Source organism: Paenibacillus sp. ISL-20 (assembly GCF_018613005.1).
In the GTDB taxonomy this organism is placed as follows: domain Bacteria; phylum Bacillota; class Bacilli; order Paenibacillales; family Paenibacillaceae; genus Paenibacillus_AQ.
The window spans coordinates 20,988-37,803 of sequence record NZ_JAGGRD010000010.1 but is presented as its reverse complement, the minus strand read 5'-3'; the positions used below and the strand labels follow the sequence as shown (position 1 = coordinate 37,803).

Below are 16,816 nucleotides of genomic sequence, written 5' to 3'. Positions count from 1 at the left end.
AGCGCTTGAAAAGGAGGTGATACGTACATGCATATTGCCGCTTCCGGGTACTATGGAATGGGAAACTTCGGTGATGATTTATTTCTCCACACCCTTCGCCAAGCATTCCACGATCATCACGTCTATCCCTGGAACTCCCGATTGGATCCCCATCAGACGGATGCCTTCATCATCGGTGGTGGAGATTTAATTACACCTTACTCGTTCAGTCCCTATTACTTCCCGCCTCAGCTCGTAGGACAACCCACTTGGGTCTATGGCGTAGGCATTGTCGATGCCTACCCCGAACACACCTGGCCTGAAGAGCAGGTATCCGCCTATCGGAATATCATCTCCAAGGCCAACCGCGCGGTGTTCCGAGATGAACGATCGTCGGCCATCGCCAAGCGGGCAGGCTTCCACCGGAATGTCGAAACAGCCCCTGACATGGTATTCGGCTATCGTCAGCCCGATATCCCGGTGAAACGTTTCTCTAAACGTCCAACGATTGGCGTCGTTGTATTTTCCTATGAATCATTTCCGATGGACAACATGACCAAACTGCTGGCACACCTTATCGCCAAAGGCTATCATGCCGTCCTTATCCCGGTCATCCATCATCCGGGCAACGCGTACTCCGATTACAATACATGTCTGCAATTGCAGCAAAAGGTAAAGGAGTCTGCACTCGGCGCTTCCATTGAGACGCTGCCGTTTCTTATGGACATTGAGCTCACTTATCGTTTCATTCAATCTGTCGACTATTTGATATCTTTCAAGCTTCACCCGGCGCTAGCCGCTTTACGTGGCGGCAAGCCTGTACTGGCGCTTAGCACCATGAGCAAAGTGCATAGCCTGCTGAGCTCTTTTCAACTTGGTCAGTACTTTACGGATTATCGTCAACCACTTGATGTTCTGATCGATAAAACCGAAAACTTCCTTAAATACGGCCCTGGTCATGTACAGCAGGTTATGCCCATGATCCGCACGGCGGAGGAAGAAAGCACCGCTTCGCTTCTGGATTTAAAGAAGCATATCGAAGAGCACAACCGTTGGTAATTCAGAAAGGAGAATGACTATGTGTTGCTTCCTGTTCTGCAGAAGACTTGCAAGGCGAGTCCAGATTTTAACAAGGCAGGTCGAACTTCTAAGCCAGGAAACCAGTCAATTAACCGAACGGGTAGAGTCATTGGAGAGTCAGGTCCTCACCGGTTTAACAATTAATCCGGAGCTGACTCAATTTTTCGAAGTCCATACCGGCCAACAAGTCCGGGTCAGCACAACGTTTGCCACGTTGGAAGGGGTCGTTTTGGCTACTGCTGAAGATGGTGTTCAGCTCCGTGAGGCATCTGGTGATCTTGTGCTGATTCCATTCGCTAATATTACTTCTGTTCAGTAATTCCTTCGGATGATACTGGATATCACCTTTAAACATTCATTACGGCAAGGAGGTTAACCGATATGCGCTACGTGGATTGGCTGCAGGGATTTATCGGCTCGGAAACCGAAGTAATGGTGCCCGGAGATGTGATCATTGGCACGCTGACCAAAGTGGGCGAAGGAACCATCACCTTAAAAGTACCGCCCATCATCTATGGTCCTCCTACAGATACGGCCATCATCCCGCTTCGTTCAATTGAATTCGTTCGGATCGTCTCTTCATAAAAAGCATGCGCCCGTAGATCGAGCCGAACATGAAGAAGGACCGAAAGTATATCTTTCGGTCCTTCTGTATACATATTCGATTAGACCAGTGTCTAGTCTTGTTGTTCTACAGCATTCTCTTCTTCTTTAATCAAACCCGCGAAGAGGGCATGAACGAACTGCTCCGAGTCAAAGGTCTGGAGGTCGCCCATTTTCTCTCCCAAGCCTACCAGCTTCACCGGAAGATTCAACTCTTGACGAATCGCGATCACGATGCCGCCCTTAGCCGTGCCATCCAGCTTGGTTAATACGAGGCCGGTCACGCCGCTCTTCTCCCCAAACAGCTTCGCCTGGCTCAGCGCATTCTGTCCTGTCGTCGCATCAAGGACCATCAGTACCTCATGCGGGGCACTCGGGATTTCACGCTGAATGACGCGGAAGATTTTATTCAACTCTTCCATCAGATTCGTTTTGTTCTGAAGGCGTCCCGCCGTATCGCAGAGCAGAACATCCGCTTGCCGCTGCTTGGCTGCTTGAACCGCATCGAACATAACAGCTGCAGGGTCTGAGCCGGGCTGCTGTTTAATGACTTCAACGCCAACCCGTTCTCCCCATACTTCTAGCTGTTCAATCGCACCCGCACGGAACGTGTCACCCGCTGCGAGCAAAACCTTCTTGCCCTCCTGCTTGTAACGATGCGCCAGCTTGCCAATCGTAGTTGTTTTACCGACTCCGTTAACGCCGACAAACAGAATGACCGTAATGCCATCCGGATTCTCCCGCAGCTCATTGCTGCTGTCATCACGAAGGAGTCCCATCAGCTTCTCTGACAATACTGGCTGCAGATCGGCAGCATCTTCAATCCGCCGTTTCTTCACTTCGGCACGAAGATCGTCCATCAGATCCATCACGGTATTCACGCCGACATCAGCACCAATTAGAATCTCTTCCAATTCCTCATAGAATTCTTCATCGATCTTTTTCCGGCGGATCACGAGGTCCGACACTTTCTCGATAAATCCCTTCCGAGTTTTCTCGAGTCCGTCGCGGAACTGTTTTGTTACGTTTTCCGTTTTGCTTGAAATGCTCTCTTTTAACTTCTTAAAAAAGCTCATACGTACCCTCCATGTCGTTATGTTAAATTAGGCAATCTCCGCTTCCTCATTCTCAAGCTTGACGGACACCAGCTTCGACACGCCGCCTTCTTCCATCGTGACGCCGTACAGCACATCCGCCTCTTCCATCGTTCCTTTGCGGTGGGTGACCACAATAAACTGCGTTTGTTCAGAGAATTCCCGCAAATACTGGGCAAATCGAACCACGTTCGCTTCATCCAGCGCCGCTTCGACCTCATCCAGTACGCAGAACGGAACCGGCTTCACCTGCAAAATGGCAAACAGCAGCGCCATCGCGGTTAATGCACGCTCTCCGCCGGAGAGCAGCTGCAGATTTTGCAGCTTCTTGCCAGGGGGCTGTGCGACGATATCGATCCCCGTCTCAAGCAATCGATCCGGATCGATCAGGACCAGGTCGGCTCGTCCGCCTCCGAACAGCTTCGTAAATACCGTGCCGAACTCGCGCCGGATCGCATCGAACGTCAGCTTGAAGCGCTTGGACATTTCATCGTCCATTTCCTTAATGACCTGGTATAGCGTTGTCTTCGCTTCAACCAGATCCGCCTTTTGCTCACTCAAGAACAGATATCTCTCATTGACACGCTGATACTCTTCAATGGCCCCAAGATTGACATCTCCAAGGGAAGTTATCGACCTTTTCAAGTCACGTACTTCGTTCTGAGCGGCAGTGATGTCTTCCGGAATCGGATAGCGCTGCTTGGCAAGCTCATAACTCAGCTCATAGTCCTCGCTTAATTTCTTCAATATATTCTCAAGCTCAACATCGAGCCGGTTTACTCCAATCTCGGTCTGGCGAAGCTGATCATCCACGGACCGCAGCTGCGTGCGCTGTTCCTTGGTTTCGCTCTCTTCCAGCTCCAGCTTCCGGCTTAGCGCGGTGCGTGCAGCCCGTTTGAATTCAAGCTGCTGCGTCGCCTCTTCCTTCTTCAGCTTGTACTGGTTCAGATCCTCGATCTGCTTCACGCTTTCGCTTTCGTTCTGATTCAGATCTGCTTGAACGGAGGCCAGCATCGTGCGGTTCTGCTTCTGCTCCTTCTCATGGTTGTCGACATCCGACTGAAGGCGCTTGAGCTGTTCCTCCAGCGAGAAGGTTTCCTGATCCAGCTTTCCTTCGCGAACCTTGAGGTTCGTCAGCTGACTCTGAAGCTCTTCCTTCGCCGATTCATTTGCTTTCCGGGCAAACTCTGCAGCTTGGATGGCCAGATGGGTTGATTTCTCTTCTTCCTCCAGCTCGGACAACAGTTTCTGCGCGCGTTCACGGCTTGCCTGAATCTCTTTGGCTTCCTTCTCTTGACTGCTCTTCTCTTCCCCTGCCAGCTCGGCTTGTTCGAGGACGTGGCGCAGCTCATGCTCAAGCTGCTTGCGGTCCCCTGCAGCCTGCTGTTCCTCAATCCGCTTATCGTCGCCGGCTTTACGGAGCTCGTCCAGCTTATCCTGAGATTCAATCATTTGATTCCGGACGCCTTCAATGCCCTGCTGCAGCTTCTCCAACTGCTTCTCGGTTTCCGAAATTTCCTGATCGAGCTGATCCAATTGACGCTTGCGTCCCAGCAGACTGTTCGTTTTCTTGTGCTGACTACCGCCTGTCATAGATCCGCCTGCATTGACCACGTCTCCCTCGAGCGTGACTACGCGGAAGCGATAGGAGAATCTGGCGGCAATCTTGTTCGCTTGCTCCAAGGTCTCGGCGATCACGACATTGCCCAGAAGGCTGCCGACGATGTTGCTGTATCTGGAATCATACTTCACCAGTTCGGAGCCAAAGCCTACAAACCCGGCTTCCCCTTCTGCCAAATGTCGGTCGGATGCGGATACATTCCGCGGACGAATGACGTCCAGAGGGAGAAAGGTCGCCCGACCTAACTGGCGCTGCTTCAGGAAGGCAATCGCCTGCCTGGATACGGATTCATTCTCCATGACGATATGCTGAACCGATGCGCCAAGGGCGGTCTCCATCGCAAGCTCCAGCTTTTCCGGTACACGAATAAGCTCGGCCACCGCACCATGGACACCATGGAGCACGGATTTGCGCGATGCCTTCAGCACTTCCTTAACACCCAGCATAAATCCGTCAAAATCGTCCTGAAGCTCTTTCATGGTATCGCGGCGGGAAATTTGTGCCTCCCGCTTCTGCTCCCATTTCCGAAGCGCTCCCTGCGTCTCTTCCTGCAATTTCTGCAGGGATTGATATCGCTCACTCTCGCTGATATAACCGCTGCGGAGGTCGGCAATCTCTTTACCGAAGCGTTCAATGCTTCGATCGATGCTCTCTTTGCGGCGGAGCAAATCCTCTTTCAGGGCTTCCCACTTACCGGACTCTTCTTGTGCCCGATTCATCCGCCGATCCAGCGCTTCCTGCTGCTGGTCCGCATACCGGATTTCATTCCGGGCTTGAGCCATTTGGTTCATAAGCTCTAGCAAATTCCCCTTCAAGCTCTCTTCCTGCTGCTGACTGATTCCGCCGGTTACGCCCACCAGCTTCGCTTCTTCCGCTGACAGCTGATCCCGCACCTGGGTTAATTCCTGCTGGAGCTCCTGCAGCTTGCTCTTCATGCTAGCAAGCTCGCCTACGCGCTCTCCCAGACGATGATCGCCTGATTGCAAGCTTTCTTCCAGTTGCTCGCGCGTACGTTCCAGGTTACGGCGGCGTTCCTTGAGCACTTCGCCATAGCCTTCGCTCTTCTCAAACAGCTCGCTGAATTGAAGCAGCTGGCTCTGCAGATCCTCAACTTCCTGCTCCAGCTGGCGCAGCGCTGATCTGTCACTCTCCAGCTTGGCATCATGCGCGGATACAACGGTGGACAGAGCAAGCTGCTCTTCCTTCAGCTGCTCCAGCTTGGCATTGGCCTCGCTCCATGAGGTATGTATCTGTTCGATCTGATACACATACAAAGAAATTTCCTTGTGCTTCAGCTCTTCCCGAAGCTCCTTGTAGCGAATGGCCTTCTCAGACTGCTCTTTCAGCGGTCCGATCTGATCCTCAAGCTCTGTGACCAAGTCATGGATACGAAGCAGGTTTTGCTCCGTTTCATCCAGCTTGCGCACAGACTCTTTTTTACGAGATTTATATTTAACGATCCCGGATGCTTCCTCAAAAATCCCCCGGCGATCTTCTGAGCGTGTACTTAAAATTTCCTCAATACGGCCTTGTCCGATGATGGAATAGGCTTCTTTACCGATTCCGGTGTCCATGAACAGCTCCGTAATATCCTTGAGTCGGCACGATTGCCTATTAATGAAATACTCGCTGTCCCCACTGCGGTGGACCCGTCTGGTTACGGTTACCTCGTTAAAATCCAGCGGCAACACATGGTCCTCGTTGTCCAGCGTAAGGGAGACCTCTCCATAATTAACCGCTTTGCGCGCATCACTCCCGGCAAAGATAATATCCTCCATCTTGCCGCCGCGAAGCGATTTAGCGCTTTGCTCGCCGAGCACCCAGCGGATCCCATCGGAAATGTTGCTCTTACCGCTGCCATTTGGACCTACAACGGCTGTAATTCCCCGGACAAATTCCATCTCCGTCTTGTCGGCAAACGATTTAAATCCTGCTAACTCGATCCGTTTCAAAAACATATTCGACCTATCACCTCTCCTGCTATTGTACCACAAGTAGAATCGGCTTCACCGCCGTCTCTGGACGAGGTCCATCAACGTTATAAGCAGCTGTCCGCTTTATAAAGACAGACAACGAAAAGAGCAAAAAACAGTCATCCTATCCGGGTCCGGTTATCCGCTTGACTGCTCTTTGCTCTTTGTTTGTCATCACATCAGCGAAGCTTTAGGCATCCGCACGTTTCAGCTGCTTTAAGGCTACTGCCGCTGCTTGCTGCTCGGCTTCTTTCTTGGATCTGCCGCTTCCGCGTCCAAGACATTCGCTTCCCATGTAAACCTCCGAGACAAACTCCCGCTCATGTGCCGGTCCTCGCTCTTCTACGATACGATATTCCAGTGCGCCCATGCCGTGATGCTGGGTCAGTTCCTGAAGCTCGGTCTTATAATCGCTCATCTGCGGACGACCGTTGACGGTCACCGTGGGAAAGACATGGTCGCTTAAAAACCGACGAACCGCTTCCAATCCCTGATCCAGATAAAGCGCCCCCACAAATGACTCAAATACGTCTGCCAGAAGAGCCGGGCGGGTTCGACCGCCCGTCATTTCCTCTCCTTTGCCTAGCAGAACGTAACGACCAAAATCCAGACCTACAGCGAATTGCACCAAGGAAGGCTCGCATACGATAGCGGCCCGCAGCTTGGTTAACTCACCTTCCGGACGGTCCGGAAATAGGTTGTATAAGAATTCGCTTACCGTCAGCTCCAGAACAGCATCCCCGAGAAATTCAAGACGCTCGTTGTCCTGGCTCTGACTGAAGCGATGTTCGTTTACATAAGATGCGTGGGTAAAGGCCTGCTTCATCAGCATTGCATTGCGAAACTGGATTTGAAGTTTATGCTGTAACTGCTTCAGATCTCCACTCAACACACTGTCCCCTTACTCGGCGTATTTTTTCAGGATAATCGTAGCATTATGCCCGCCAAATCCAAACGAATTGGACATGACGATATCCAAATCAGCTTTACGCGGGTGATTCGGTACGTAGTCAAGATCGCATTCCGGATCTTGATCCTCCAGGTTAATCGTTGGTGCAATGATTTGGTTCTTCAAGCTCAGTCCGCAGATAACGGCCTCCACCCCGCCGGCAGCCCCAAGCAAATGACCTGTCATCGACTTGGTTGAACTAACGGCCACTTTATAGGCATGGTCACCAAGAGCCATCTTAACGGCCTTCGTTTCCGAGCGGTCACCCACCGGCGTTGAAGTCCCGTGAGCATTAATGTAATCCACTTCCTCCGGCGCAATGCCTGCGTCACGGATCGCCATCTTCATGCAGCGAGCTGCTCCATCCGGATCCGGCTCGGTAATATGATGGGCATCGGCACTAAGGCCATAGCCAACCACCTCGGCATAAATGTTGGCACCGCGTTTCAACGCATGCTCCAGGGATTCGATGACAAGTACGCCCGCGCCTTCACCCATTACAAAACCGTCGCGGCCGGTATCGAATGGCCGGCTGGCTTTCTCCGGCTCGTCATTGCGGGTTGACATTGCACGCATAGCGCAGAAACCAGCCATCCCTGTTGGACGAATGGTTGCCTCCGCCCCGCCGCAGATCATGACATCCGCATCACCACGCTGAATCAGACGATATGAATCGCCGATCGAATGCGTTCCGGTAGCACAAGCCGTAACCTGTGTGGTGTTCGGACCCTTGGCTCCCAGATTGATCGACATCTGGCCTGAGGCCATGTTTGCGATCATCATCGGAATAAAGAATGGGCTTACACGTTTCGGGCCCTTCTCGAGCAGGATATTATGCTGATCCTCCCAAGTTCCCAAACCGCCGATACCTGATCCGATCGATACGCCAACACGCTCTGCATCGGCATTCACGCCAATTTCAAGACCACTGTCCTCAAGCGCCTTCGAACCGGCTGCAACCGCAAGCTGTACAAATCGGTCCATCCTGCGGGCTTCTTTGCGATCCATGTAATCCTCCGGATTAAAATCCTTCATGGATGCTGCAATCTGCGTTGTGTAATCACTCACATCAAATGCTTCGATGCGGGATACGCCAGACTTGCCTTCCATCAAACTGTTCCAGAATGTATCCAGGTCTTGACCAATCGAGGTCATGACTCCCATTCCTGTTACAACGACTCTATGTTTCAAACAGACTCACCTCTATGTGGACTGCCCGTCCATCTATGAGGCCGTAAAGCAGACTCATGATAACGAAGGCAGTAATAATCTATCACTTGTTCGTGCTAAAGCTTGGATTGAATGTGGAGAAGTCCCGTCTTGCTAAAGAACGGGACTTAACTGTAATGACTTAGGTATGAGATTGTATGTAATTTACAACTTCACCTACGGTCGTAATTTTCTCCGCATCTTCATCAGAGATCTCCATATCAAACTCATCTTCCAACTCCATCACCAATTCAACTACATCGAGAGAATCAGCTCCAAGGTCGTCTTTGAAAGATGCTTCTAATGTTACGTCGGCTTCGTCAACACCCAGGCGGTCGATAACGATGCGTTTCACGCGTTCCAATACATCGGACATCCGGCTCACCTCCTCTTGGTAATTATACGAGATATGACTTCAAATTGCCATAGAAGGCATTTGAAAACGATTTAATGCCCGGCGGTCAGCACCGGAACAGTAGCGGCGTCTACATATACATGCCGCCATCCACATGCAACACTTGTCCAGTCATATAGGATGCACTGGAAGATGCTAGAAAAGCAACCACGCCGGCAATCTCTTCCGGCTGACCCAGTCGGGCGAGTGGAATTCCGCCAAGCAGGCCTTCCCGCATGTCCTCAGGAAGTTCCCGGGTCATATCGGTATCGATAAAACCAGGAGCCACGGCGTTCACCGTAATCCCGCGGGAAGCCAATTCCCGCGCTGCTGATTTGGTCAGACCGATGACTCCGGCTTTGGCCGCAACATAGTTGGCTTGCCCCGGGTTACCAAGCGCTCCGACAACGGAGGATATATTGATAATGCGTCCATAACGTTGTTTCATCATGGGACGCGTCACCGCCTTAAGGCAATTGAATACCCCTTTAAGATTTGTTTCGATCACCTGATCGAACTCCTCTTCCTTCATCCGCATGATTAGATTATCTCTAGTAATCCCTGCATTATTCACCAGGATATCAATTCGACCAAAAGTCTCCAACACCTGCTTTACCATGGCATCGGCTTCTTCGGTCCGTCCAACGTTGGATTTAACCGCGATGGCCGATACGCCCTTTGCGCGAATCGCTGCAACAACCTCGGCTGCTGCTGCTTCGCTTCCTGCATAATTGACAACAACGTTAGCGCCCAGATCAGCAAGTCGGAGAGCAATGCTCCGGCCAATGCCGCGGGAAGCACCCGTAACAAGCGCAGTCTGTCCTTTTAGAGCTTCACTCATACCTATTCCTCCTTTCCAGAGTGATCTGGTTTTTATCTATCGTTATTTATACGACCGTCTCCAAACTGCTGACGCTGTCCAGACTATTTACATTAATGACTTTGACGGATTTGTCAATCTTCTTGATCAAACCGCTGAGCACACTGCCAGGACCAATCTCGACGAAGGTATCCACGCCTTGAGCGATCATCCATTCCACGCTGTCATGCCACAACACGGGGGAGTATACCTGTTCCACCAGCAAACCGCGGATGGCAGCGGCATCCTCCACCGAACGCGCCGTCACATTGGCAACTACCGGCACGGAAGGGGTATTAAACGCAGCCTGCTCCAGTTTACTAGCCAGCCGGTCAGCCGCCTCCTTCATCAGGGTCGAATGGAAGGGGCCGCTAACCTCCAGAGGGATAGCCCGCTTGCCGCCAGCTTCCTTCACTCTTTCTGCAGCAGCTGCGACGCCTTGAGCTGAACCCGAGATGACGATTTGCCCCGGGCAGTTCATGTTCGCAAGTTCTACAACATGTCCCTCTGCCGAAATGCGCTTGCACAGCTCGGACAAAGCCGCACGGTCTGCGCCAAGCACGGCTGCCATTGCGCCTTGACCTCCGGGAACGGCTGCCTCCATGTATTCTCCGCGGGCTCTAACGATCGACACAGCTTCTTCGAACGAAAACACGCCTGCACATACAAGTGCACTGTATTCGCCAAGGGAATGGCCCGCAACGTAATCCGGTTCGATCCCCTTGCCGCGAATGGCTTCCAGGTAAGCCATGCTGGTTGCGAGTAGAGCTGGCTGGGTGTTTACCGTTTGTTTCAAATCTTCATCAGGACCATTAAAAATAATGGAGCTGAGCGGAAATCCAAGCTGATCATCCGCGGCTAGAAAAAGATCCCTTGCGGCAGGAACCGCATCATAGGCATCCTTACCCATTCCGACGGACTGAGCGCCTTGACCAGGAAATATAAATGCTGTTTTACCCAAAATCGTGAGCTCCCTTCTCTTATTTCACTAGGCCTAAAAGCTGTTATGTTTACCAGATAAGTACGGAGGAACCCCATGTTAATCCGCCACCAAACCCAACCATCAACACCTTGTCTCCTTCTTTCAGGCGGCCGGACTCCTGTGCTTCGACAAGAGCTAGCGGCACGGAAGCGGCTGAGGTATTGGCGTATTTATCAACATTGATCATGACTTTCTCTTCTGGAAGCTCCAAACGCTCCATGGCAGATTTAATAATCCGGATGTTGGCTTGATGAGGAATGAATAAGTCGATATCCTTTTTGTCGATGCCTGCTTTGGATAATACAGCTTCCGTGGCAGATCCCATTACCCGTACCGCAAATTTGAACACTTCGCGGCCGTTCATATAAATAAAGTGTTTATTCGTGTTAATTGTTTCAGCAGAAGCCGGTAATCTCGAACCGCCTGCCTCAATGTACAGATGCGCACCACCTGCACCTTCCGCGCCAAGATCAAAGGCTTGGAACCCGCGGCCTTCCGGCACTTCGCCGACAATCGCCGCTCCGGCACCGTCGCCGAACAGAACGCAGGTATTACGGTCGGTATAGTCCGTAATGCGGGACAAGCAGTCCACCCCGATTACCAAAGCATTGTTGTACATGCCCGTCTTCACGAAATTTGTAGCTGTAGCCAGGCCGTATACAAATCCCGAGCAAGCAGCCGACAGGTCAAATGCCGCCGCTTTTTTGGCTCCAAGCCGATCCTGAAGCAAACATGCGGTCGATGGAAAGAACATATCCGGCGTAATGGTCGCCACAATAATCAAGTCCAGATCCTCGGCATTCATTCCGGCTGATTTCAACGCATTCACAGCAGCGTGGTAAGCCAAATCCGACGTCGCTTCATGCGGAGCGGCAATATGCCGTTCCCGGATTCCCGTCATGGAGACAATCCATTCATCGCTTGTATCTACCATTTCCTCTAAATCACGATTTGACAATATTTTTTCAGGTACGTATTTGCCTGTGCCAATAATACCGACTGAACGCAAATTGTTCATTTCCTCACTCACTTCCCGCTGATTTCATTCGAAATACTCTCTACCAATCGGTTCTGCAGCGCCGTCCGCGCTTGGCGAACCCCATTCTTGATGGCGTTCGCATCCGATGAACCATGGCTCTTAACGACCAGACCGCCCAGACCAAGCAGGGGCGCTCCGCCATGCTCCTTATAATCGAGCGTCGATTTCAGGCTGCGAAGCTCCGGCATCATCAAGGCGGCAGCCATCTTGGTCTTAAGGGATTTGCTGAACTGCTCCTTCAACAGCGAAAAGAGTGCGCCAGCTGTTCCTTCAATCGATTTCAGCAAAATATTGCCCGAGAACCCGTCACATACGAGTACATCACAAACCCCGTTCATGACATCGCGGGACTCAACATTGCCAACAAAATGAATAGGCAGCTCCTCCAGCAACGGATAAGCATGCTTCGTCAATTCATTGCCCTTGCCCGGCTCAGTACCGACATTTAACAGCCCGACCCGAGGTTTGGTGATTCCATGCACCTTCTCGCGATACAGGCTGCCCATTAATGCGTACTGCTGCAGATGCTCAGGCTTCGAATCCATATTCGCTCCAAGATCCAAGGCGAGCATCCCCTTGCCATCGAGAGTAGGAATCATTGGCGCAAGCGCAGGCCGCTCAATCCCCTTCATCCTGCCCACGACGAGTAGTCCGGTCGTCATGAGGGCCCCCGTATTGCCTGCCGAGATCATGGCATCGGCTTCACCTTCGCGAATCATGCGCCCCGCCACAACCATTGAAGCATCCTTCTTCCGGCGGACAGCCTTTACCGGCTCATCCTCCGCTTCTATGACTTCACTTGCATGAACCACCTTCAGATTGGACGGTTTGTCCTTCAACAGTGCTCCAATCTGCGCTTCATCCCCTACGAGAATGATCTCAGTATCGCTCCATTCCTGTGCAGCAATGAGCGCGCCTTCGACGTTACTCTGAGGAGCGTTGTCGCCGCCCATCGCATCAATCGCAATTCTCATGCCAAACTTCCTCCTTTACTTATGTCATTCTCCTGCAGATCGGTAGATTACGAAATTCCCCTGAAACACCATTTCATCAGCGACATAAGTAAACACTTCCACCTTGGCCTTTCCCTTCTGGCCGGCAATGGACCTAACGTAGGCTTTGGCAATGCATTTCTCGCCGAGACGCACCTGTCTCAAAAACCGTATATCCGCTGAAGACGTCAACGCGATTTCTTCATTGATTACGGCAATGGCAAGTGAATTGGCTTGAGCGAACACGTAATGCCCGCGGGCAATTCGCGTTTTGCTGAATACATGTTCCTCACGGATTTCAAATATCGATATTCCGCTCTTGTCCAACTGCAAGTCAACGACATCCCCGATCACCTCTTCGAGTGACAAGGAACGAACCTGGTCATAGGAATGCTCCGCCATCTGCTTCATTCGCTCACGAAGCTCCGGGATGCCAAGTTCCATACGGTCAAGGCGTATCGTCTGAATGCTCACTTTAAGCTGGCGAGTCAACTCGCGGTCTGTAACAAAGGGATTCTCGTCGATCAGCTGAATCAGCCGCTGGTGACGGTCTTTCTTGGATAAACGATCGATGACGAAACAACTCCTTCTGCCGCTATGAAAGCCGCCATTCTTCAAACATACATATATGTAAATTAGTCGCAAATATTAGAACCTGGTACTAATGTTAAGTATAAATCATGTCACGTTAAAAAGAAAGGGGGACTTCAGACAAAAAAAATAGCACCTCACCAAAGATGAAGTACTACTTATTTAAAAATTATTGTTTGATGATCTCTCTTGCCTTATACGTTCCGCATACTTTACATACGCGATGAGCAAGTTTCAATTCTCCACATTGCTCGCATTTCACCATGCCTGGCACAGCCAGCTTAAAATGAGTACGACGCTTGTCACGACGTGTTTTGGACGTTCTACGTTGAGGTACTGCCATGTTCCCACCTCCTTATCAATTCAACCCGCTGAACACGGGTGCCAAATCCATCATCATTTAAAGAAGTCCTTCAGTCCGGCTAGCCTAGGATCGATCACTTCCGTATCGCAGTTGCACGTGCTTTCATTCAGGTCCTTGCCGCAATTCGGGCAGAGTCCCTTGCAGTCGGCTTTGCACACCGGAGCTAGCGGCAGGTGGAGCAAAAATGCTTCTTCTACATAGGGAGTGAGATCCACACTCTCACCTTGCACGTATGTAGTGTCATCATTCTCATCCTGAATCGATTCAGGATCTTCCACCGGCTGGAATACTTCATGAAAAGGGATGTGCACATGTTCGCTGATCGGCTTCAGACAGCGGGAGCAATTCATCTCCAGCTCGCCTTGCAATCGTCCACGAACATCCACCGTACCAGAAATCGATGAGGCTGCTGTCAAATCCACGTTTAATGGCTGAACAGCAATAATGTCCTTCCGATCCTTAACGGCATTGCTTACATCCACGGTTTGATGGAACTGTAACGGTTGATCGCTGGTTGTCAATTTACGAAATTGAATTAGCATATCCATCACTCCAAACAAACAAAGATTATTATACCGATTCCCAAAGACTTTTGTCAACAGGATAACCCTAAAGAACCATGATTGTTTCCCGATATTTCCCACGCTACAACGAGATTATCACCCATATTTGGCGATGAGCTTATTGTTGCAGGAACGTCCTGTAATTATGTTATATTCTTATCAAGGAGTTGAAACTAATGAAGACGGTTGGCATTGTCGTTGAATATAATCCCTTACATAACGGTCATGTGCTGCATTATCGCAAATCCAAAGAAATAACAGGGGCGGATGCCGTTGTTGCAGTGATGAGCGGTCCTTTTCTCCAACGCGGCGAACCTGCTATTGCAGGCAAACGCGCACGCGCCGAAATGGCCCTTGCCATGGGAGTAGATCTGTGCATCGAGCTGCCAGTAACCTATGCCGTGCAGCCTGCAGAATGGTTTGCATACGGTGCGATAGCTATTCTGGAAGCTACCGGGGTGGTGGACTGTCTTTCCTTCGGATCGGAGAGCGGTACGCTGGAGCAGATTCTACCGCTGTCCCGTTCGCTTGCCAGCGAATCCGGCGAGCTCCAATCCGAAATTGAAAGGCATCTCCGGGAAGGCATGAACTTCCCGTCCGCTTACGGTGCTGCTGCTGCAGCCCTATTCGGCGAGTCCGGACCTGCAATTGCCCATTTGCAAGAGCTGCTCACGCAGCCGAACAATTCCTTGGGCCTGCACTACCTGATTGCCCTCCACCGCCTGGGCAGCCGCATTACACCCTACACCATTCCAAGAGAAAACGCACACTACCACGATCCCTTGCCGGGAGCGTCGTCCATTGCCAGTGCAACCGCCATCCGTAACATCATTCTTTCACAGGGCTTGGAAGCAGCCAGACCTTACATCCCCGAATTCACACACAGCATCATGGAGCGGGAAATGGAGAGCGGACTAGCTCCTGTCCACTGGGAACAGTTTCGTCAGCCGCTGTTTCAATGCCTGCTCACGCATACACCCGCGCAGCTTGAAGGCTTCCTTGAAGTTACCGAAGGCTTGGAATATCGTGTTCAGCGCATGCTTGCGCAGTTGAAGCAGCCTACGGTCGGGGCTCTCCTCGAAGCGTTGAAGACCAAACGTTATACCCGCACCAAGCTTCAGCGTATGCTCCTGCACATCATGCTCAATCATGACAAGGCATCCATGAATCGCGAGGAGTTGGCCAAAGGTCCGGGATATATCAGGGTCCTTGGCTTCAGCGACACCGGGCGTTCCTTGCTGAAACGAATGAAGCAGAGCGCCTCGCTACCTGTTATCCAGAAGCCGACAACGCTGGAGCATCCTCAGCTGGAGAGGGACCTGATGGCAGCCGCCGTATACGCCAACGGACACCCTAAGCCGGATATCCGCCATTACTACAGTGATTACCTGCTGCCGCCACTCACCCCTTAGGCGGCAGCTGCTCCAGATAATCTACTGCATCCTGCAGATCGTCAACCGGGACCAGCTTCATATCCGTTTTGATTCGGTCCGCCCGCTTCTTGGCTTCATCGTAATTTTTTTGCGGCACAAAAAAGATATCGGCTTCCTTCCGGTCAGCCGCCACGATCTTGTGTTTCACGCCGCCAATGGGACCTACGGCACCTGATTTGTCAATGGTACCCGTTCCCGCTACCCGATAACCTCTGCTTAAATCACCTTCGGTGAGCTGGTTATAAATTTCAAGGGTAAAAATCAGTCCGGCTGAAGGTCCACCTATATTGGTATCCGCAAAATGAATGGTGTGATCGGGATTCGCCGGCTCTACGCTTTGCATCGTCGCAATCATGACGCCAAGACCCGGACGCTCCGCCCCGGTCTTCTCATCCTTAATGCTAACAAGCTGAACCTGTTCTTTAACGGTTTTCCCCTTGCGTTCAAGCTCCACGGACACCACTTCCCCGATAGTTTTCTCGCTTAACAGGCTGGCAATTTTCTCATTATCCTCTGCCGGCTGCCCATCAATCTTGATCAATTTATCGCCAGGCCGGAAATGCTCGGCATTAGCAGAATTTTCGGAGATCGACATCACGAATACATAAGCAGGCTCGATACTGTAGTCAATACCAGCTTCTTGATAAGCGGCTTCCATTGCAGCGGACTGGGAAGAATTCATGTAATACACTTGTGTGGCTGCATATTCGTCCTTACTCTGATCTCCCATTTTCTCGGCCTTTTTCACAACCTCCGAATTGGGATTAAACGCAGACATCATTAACAAAGCCATATTGGCATAGCTTGCCGACACGGTTGTCATCATAAATGTGCCCTCTTCCGCCGGATCGCTCTTCTCGACATTGATCATGGGGCGAACCTCCTCGGCGCTCCCCGGCTGGTATACAAGATAAGGGGTCGGCATATAAACGACAACGTACAGCATGACCCCAACCATTAATAAATACAGCGCAATTTTTAAGCCATTCGGTTTTACAGACTTCTTCATGTAGTTTCCTTCCCTCCGCCTTATATATCCAGCCTTCCACCAAGTTTGGTCTGACGGTTGTCTCCTTTGCATAAAGTTGTAC

At 51.2% G+C, this 16,816-nt stretch carries 17 protein-coding genes; 4 read left to right on the top strand and 13 right to left on the bottom strand.

Annotation, left to right across the window (positions count from 1 at the left end; all coding sequences use genetic code 11):
• Window positions 1-27 precede the first annotated feature (27 nt).
• The 3 genes from J7E85_RS07065 (at window position 28) to J7E85_RS07055 (ending at window position 1,644) form a co-directional block, all read left to right on the top strand.
• A complete protein-coding gene (locus tag J7E85_RS07065) occupies window positions 28-1,038 on the top strand; it encodes a polysaccharide pyruvyl transferase family protein (RefSeq protein ID WP_215156394.1) in 1,011 nt (336 codons plus the stop codon).
• A gap of 13 nt (window positions 1,039-1,051) precedes the next feature.
• On the top strand, window positions 1,052-1,378 hold the full coding sequence (locus J7E85_RS07060; RefSeq protein WP_251035529.1) for an LSm family protein: 327 nt from the start codon (window positions 1,052-1,054) through the stop codon (window positions 1,376-1,378).
• 62 nt (window positions 1,379-1,440) lie between these two features.
• Complete coding sequence (locus J7E85_RS07055; RefSeq protein WP_076325023.1) at window positions 1,441-1,644, top strand: hypothetical protein; 204 nt, start codon at window positions 1,441-1,443, stop codon at window positions 1,642-1,644.
• Between the two features lie 92 nt (window positions 1,645-1,736).
• Here J7E85_RS07055 and ftsY read toward each other — a convergent pair whose 3' ends face one another.
• The 12 genes from ftsY to J7E85_RS06995 form a co-directional block, all read right to left on the bottom strand.
• The gene (gene ftsY, locus J7E85_RS07050; RefSeq protein ID WP_098747111.1) at window positions 1,737-2,738 is read right to left on the bottom strand and encodes a signal recognition particle-docking protein FtsY; all 1,002 of its coding nucleotides are present in this window, start codon (window positions 2,736-2,738) and stop codon (window positions 1,737-1,739) included.
• Window positions 2,739-2,765: 27 nt separating this feature from the next.
• Window positions 2,766-6,335 (bottom strand): chromosome segregation protein SMC, encoded by a 3,570-nt coding sequence (gene smc, locus J7E85_RS07045; RefSeq protein ID WP_215156391.1) that lies wholly within the window; start codon window positions 6,333-6,335, stop codon window positions 2,766-2,768.
• A gap of 205 nt (window positions 6,336-6,540) precedes the next feature.
• Window positions 6,541-7,239 (bottom strand): ribonuclease III, encoded by a 699-nt coding sequence (gene rnc, locus J7E85_RS07040; protein ID WP_215156376.1) that lies wholly within the window; start codon window positions 7,237-7,239, stop codon window positions 6,541-6,543.
• Window positions 7,240-7,251: 12 nt separating this feature from the next.
• The gene (fabF, locus tag J7E85_RS07035) at window positions 7,252-8,490 is read right to left on the bottom strand and encodes a beta-ketoacyl-ACP synthase II (RefSeq protein WP_076325026.1); all 1,239 of its coding nucleotides are present in this window, start codon (window positions 8,488-8,490) and stop codon (window positions 7,252-7,254) included.
• A gap of 160 nt (window positions 8,491-8,650) precedes the next feature.
• Complete coding sequence (gene acpP / locus J7E85_RS07030; protein WP_006211375.1) at window positions 8,651-8,884, bottom strand: acyl carrier protein; 234 nt, start codon at window positions 8,882-8,884, stop codon at window positions 8,651-8,653.
• Window positions 8,885-8,993: 109 nt separating this feature from the next.
• Window positions 8,994-9,743, bottom strand: coding sequence for a 3-oxoacyl-[acyl-carrier-protein] reductase (fabG, locus tag J7E85_RS07025; protein WP_215156359.1), 750 nt, complete (start codon window positions 9,741-9,743; stop codon window positions 8,994-8,996).
• 46 nt (window positions 9,744-9,789) lie between these two features.
• Entirely contained in the window at window positions 9,790-10,722 is a 933-nt protein-coding gene (fabD, locus tag J7E85_RS07020) for an ACP S-malonyltransferase (RefSeq protein ID WP_215156356.1), read from the bottom strand.
• 49 nt (window positions 10,723-10,771) lie between these two features.
• Window positions 10,772-11,761: a beta-ketoacyl-ACP synthase III gene (locus tag J7E85_RS07015; protein ID WP_215156353.1), complete on the bottom strand. Its 990-nt coding sequence runs from the start codon at window positions 11,759-11,761 to the stop codon at window positions 10,772-10,774.
• An 8-nt stretch (window positions 11,762-11,769) separates the two neighbouring features.
• Entirely contained in the window at window positions 11,770-12,756 is a 987-nt protein-coding gene (gene plsX / locus J7E85_RS07010) for a phosphate acyltransferase PlsX (RefSeq protein ID WP_215156350.1), read from the bottom strand.
• A gap of 24 nt (window positions 12,757-12,780) precedes the next feature.
• The gene (gene fapR, locus J7E85_RS07005) at window positions 12,781-13,392 is read right to left on the bottom strand and encodes a transcription factor FapR (protein ID WP_179090709.1); all 612 of its coding nucleotides are present in this window, start codon (window positions 13,390-13,392) and stop codon (window positions 12,781-12,783) included.
• Window positions 13,393-13,534: 142 nt separating this feature from the next.
• Window positions 13,535-13,708 carry a 50S ribosomal protein L32 gene (gene rpmF, locus J7E85_RS07000; RefSeq protein ID WP_006211382.1) on the bottom strand — a complete coding sequence of 58 codons (174 nt, stop codon included), beginning with the start codon at window positions 13,706-13,708 and terminating at the stop codon, window positions 13,535-13,537.
• Between the two features lie 53 nt (window positions 13,709-13,761).
• Window positions 13,762-14,271 (bottom strand): YceD family protein, encoded by a 510-nt coding sequence (locus J7E85_RS06995; protein ID WP_215156333.1) that lies wholly within the window; start codon window positions 14,269-14,271, stop codon window positions 13,762-13,764.
• 197 nt (window positions 14,272-14,468) lie between these two features.
• Between J7E85_RS06995 and J7E85_RS06990 the strand changes: the two genes are divergently transcribed.
• Complete coding sequence (locus J7E85_RS06990) at window positions 14,469-15,704, top strand: nucleotidyltransferase (protein WP_215156330.1); 1,236 nt, start codon at window positions 14,469-14,471, stop codon at window positions 15,702-15,704.
• Here J7E85_RS06990 and J7E85_RS06985 read toward each other — a convergent pair.
• Window positions 15,694-16,734, bottom strand: coding sequence for a SepM family pheromone-processing serine protease (locus J7E85_RS06985; RefSeq protein ID WP_215156326.1), 1,041 nt, complete (start codon window positions 16,732-16,734; stop codon window positions 15,694-15,696). The two genes, J7E85_RS06990 and J7E85_RS06985, sit on opposite strands and share 11 nt — an antisense overlap.
• Window positions 16,735-16,816: the final 82 nt, after the last annotated feature.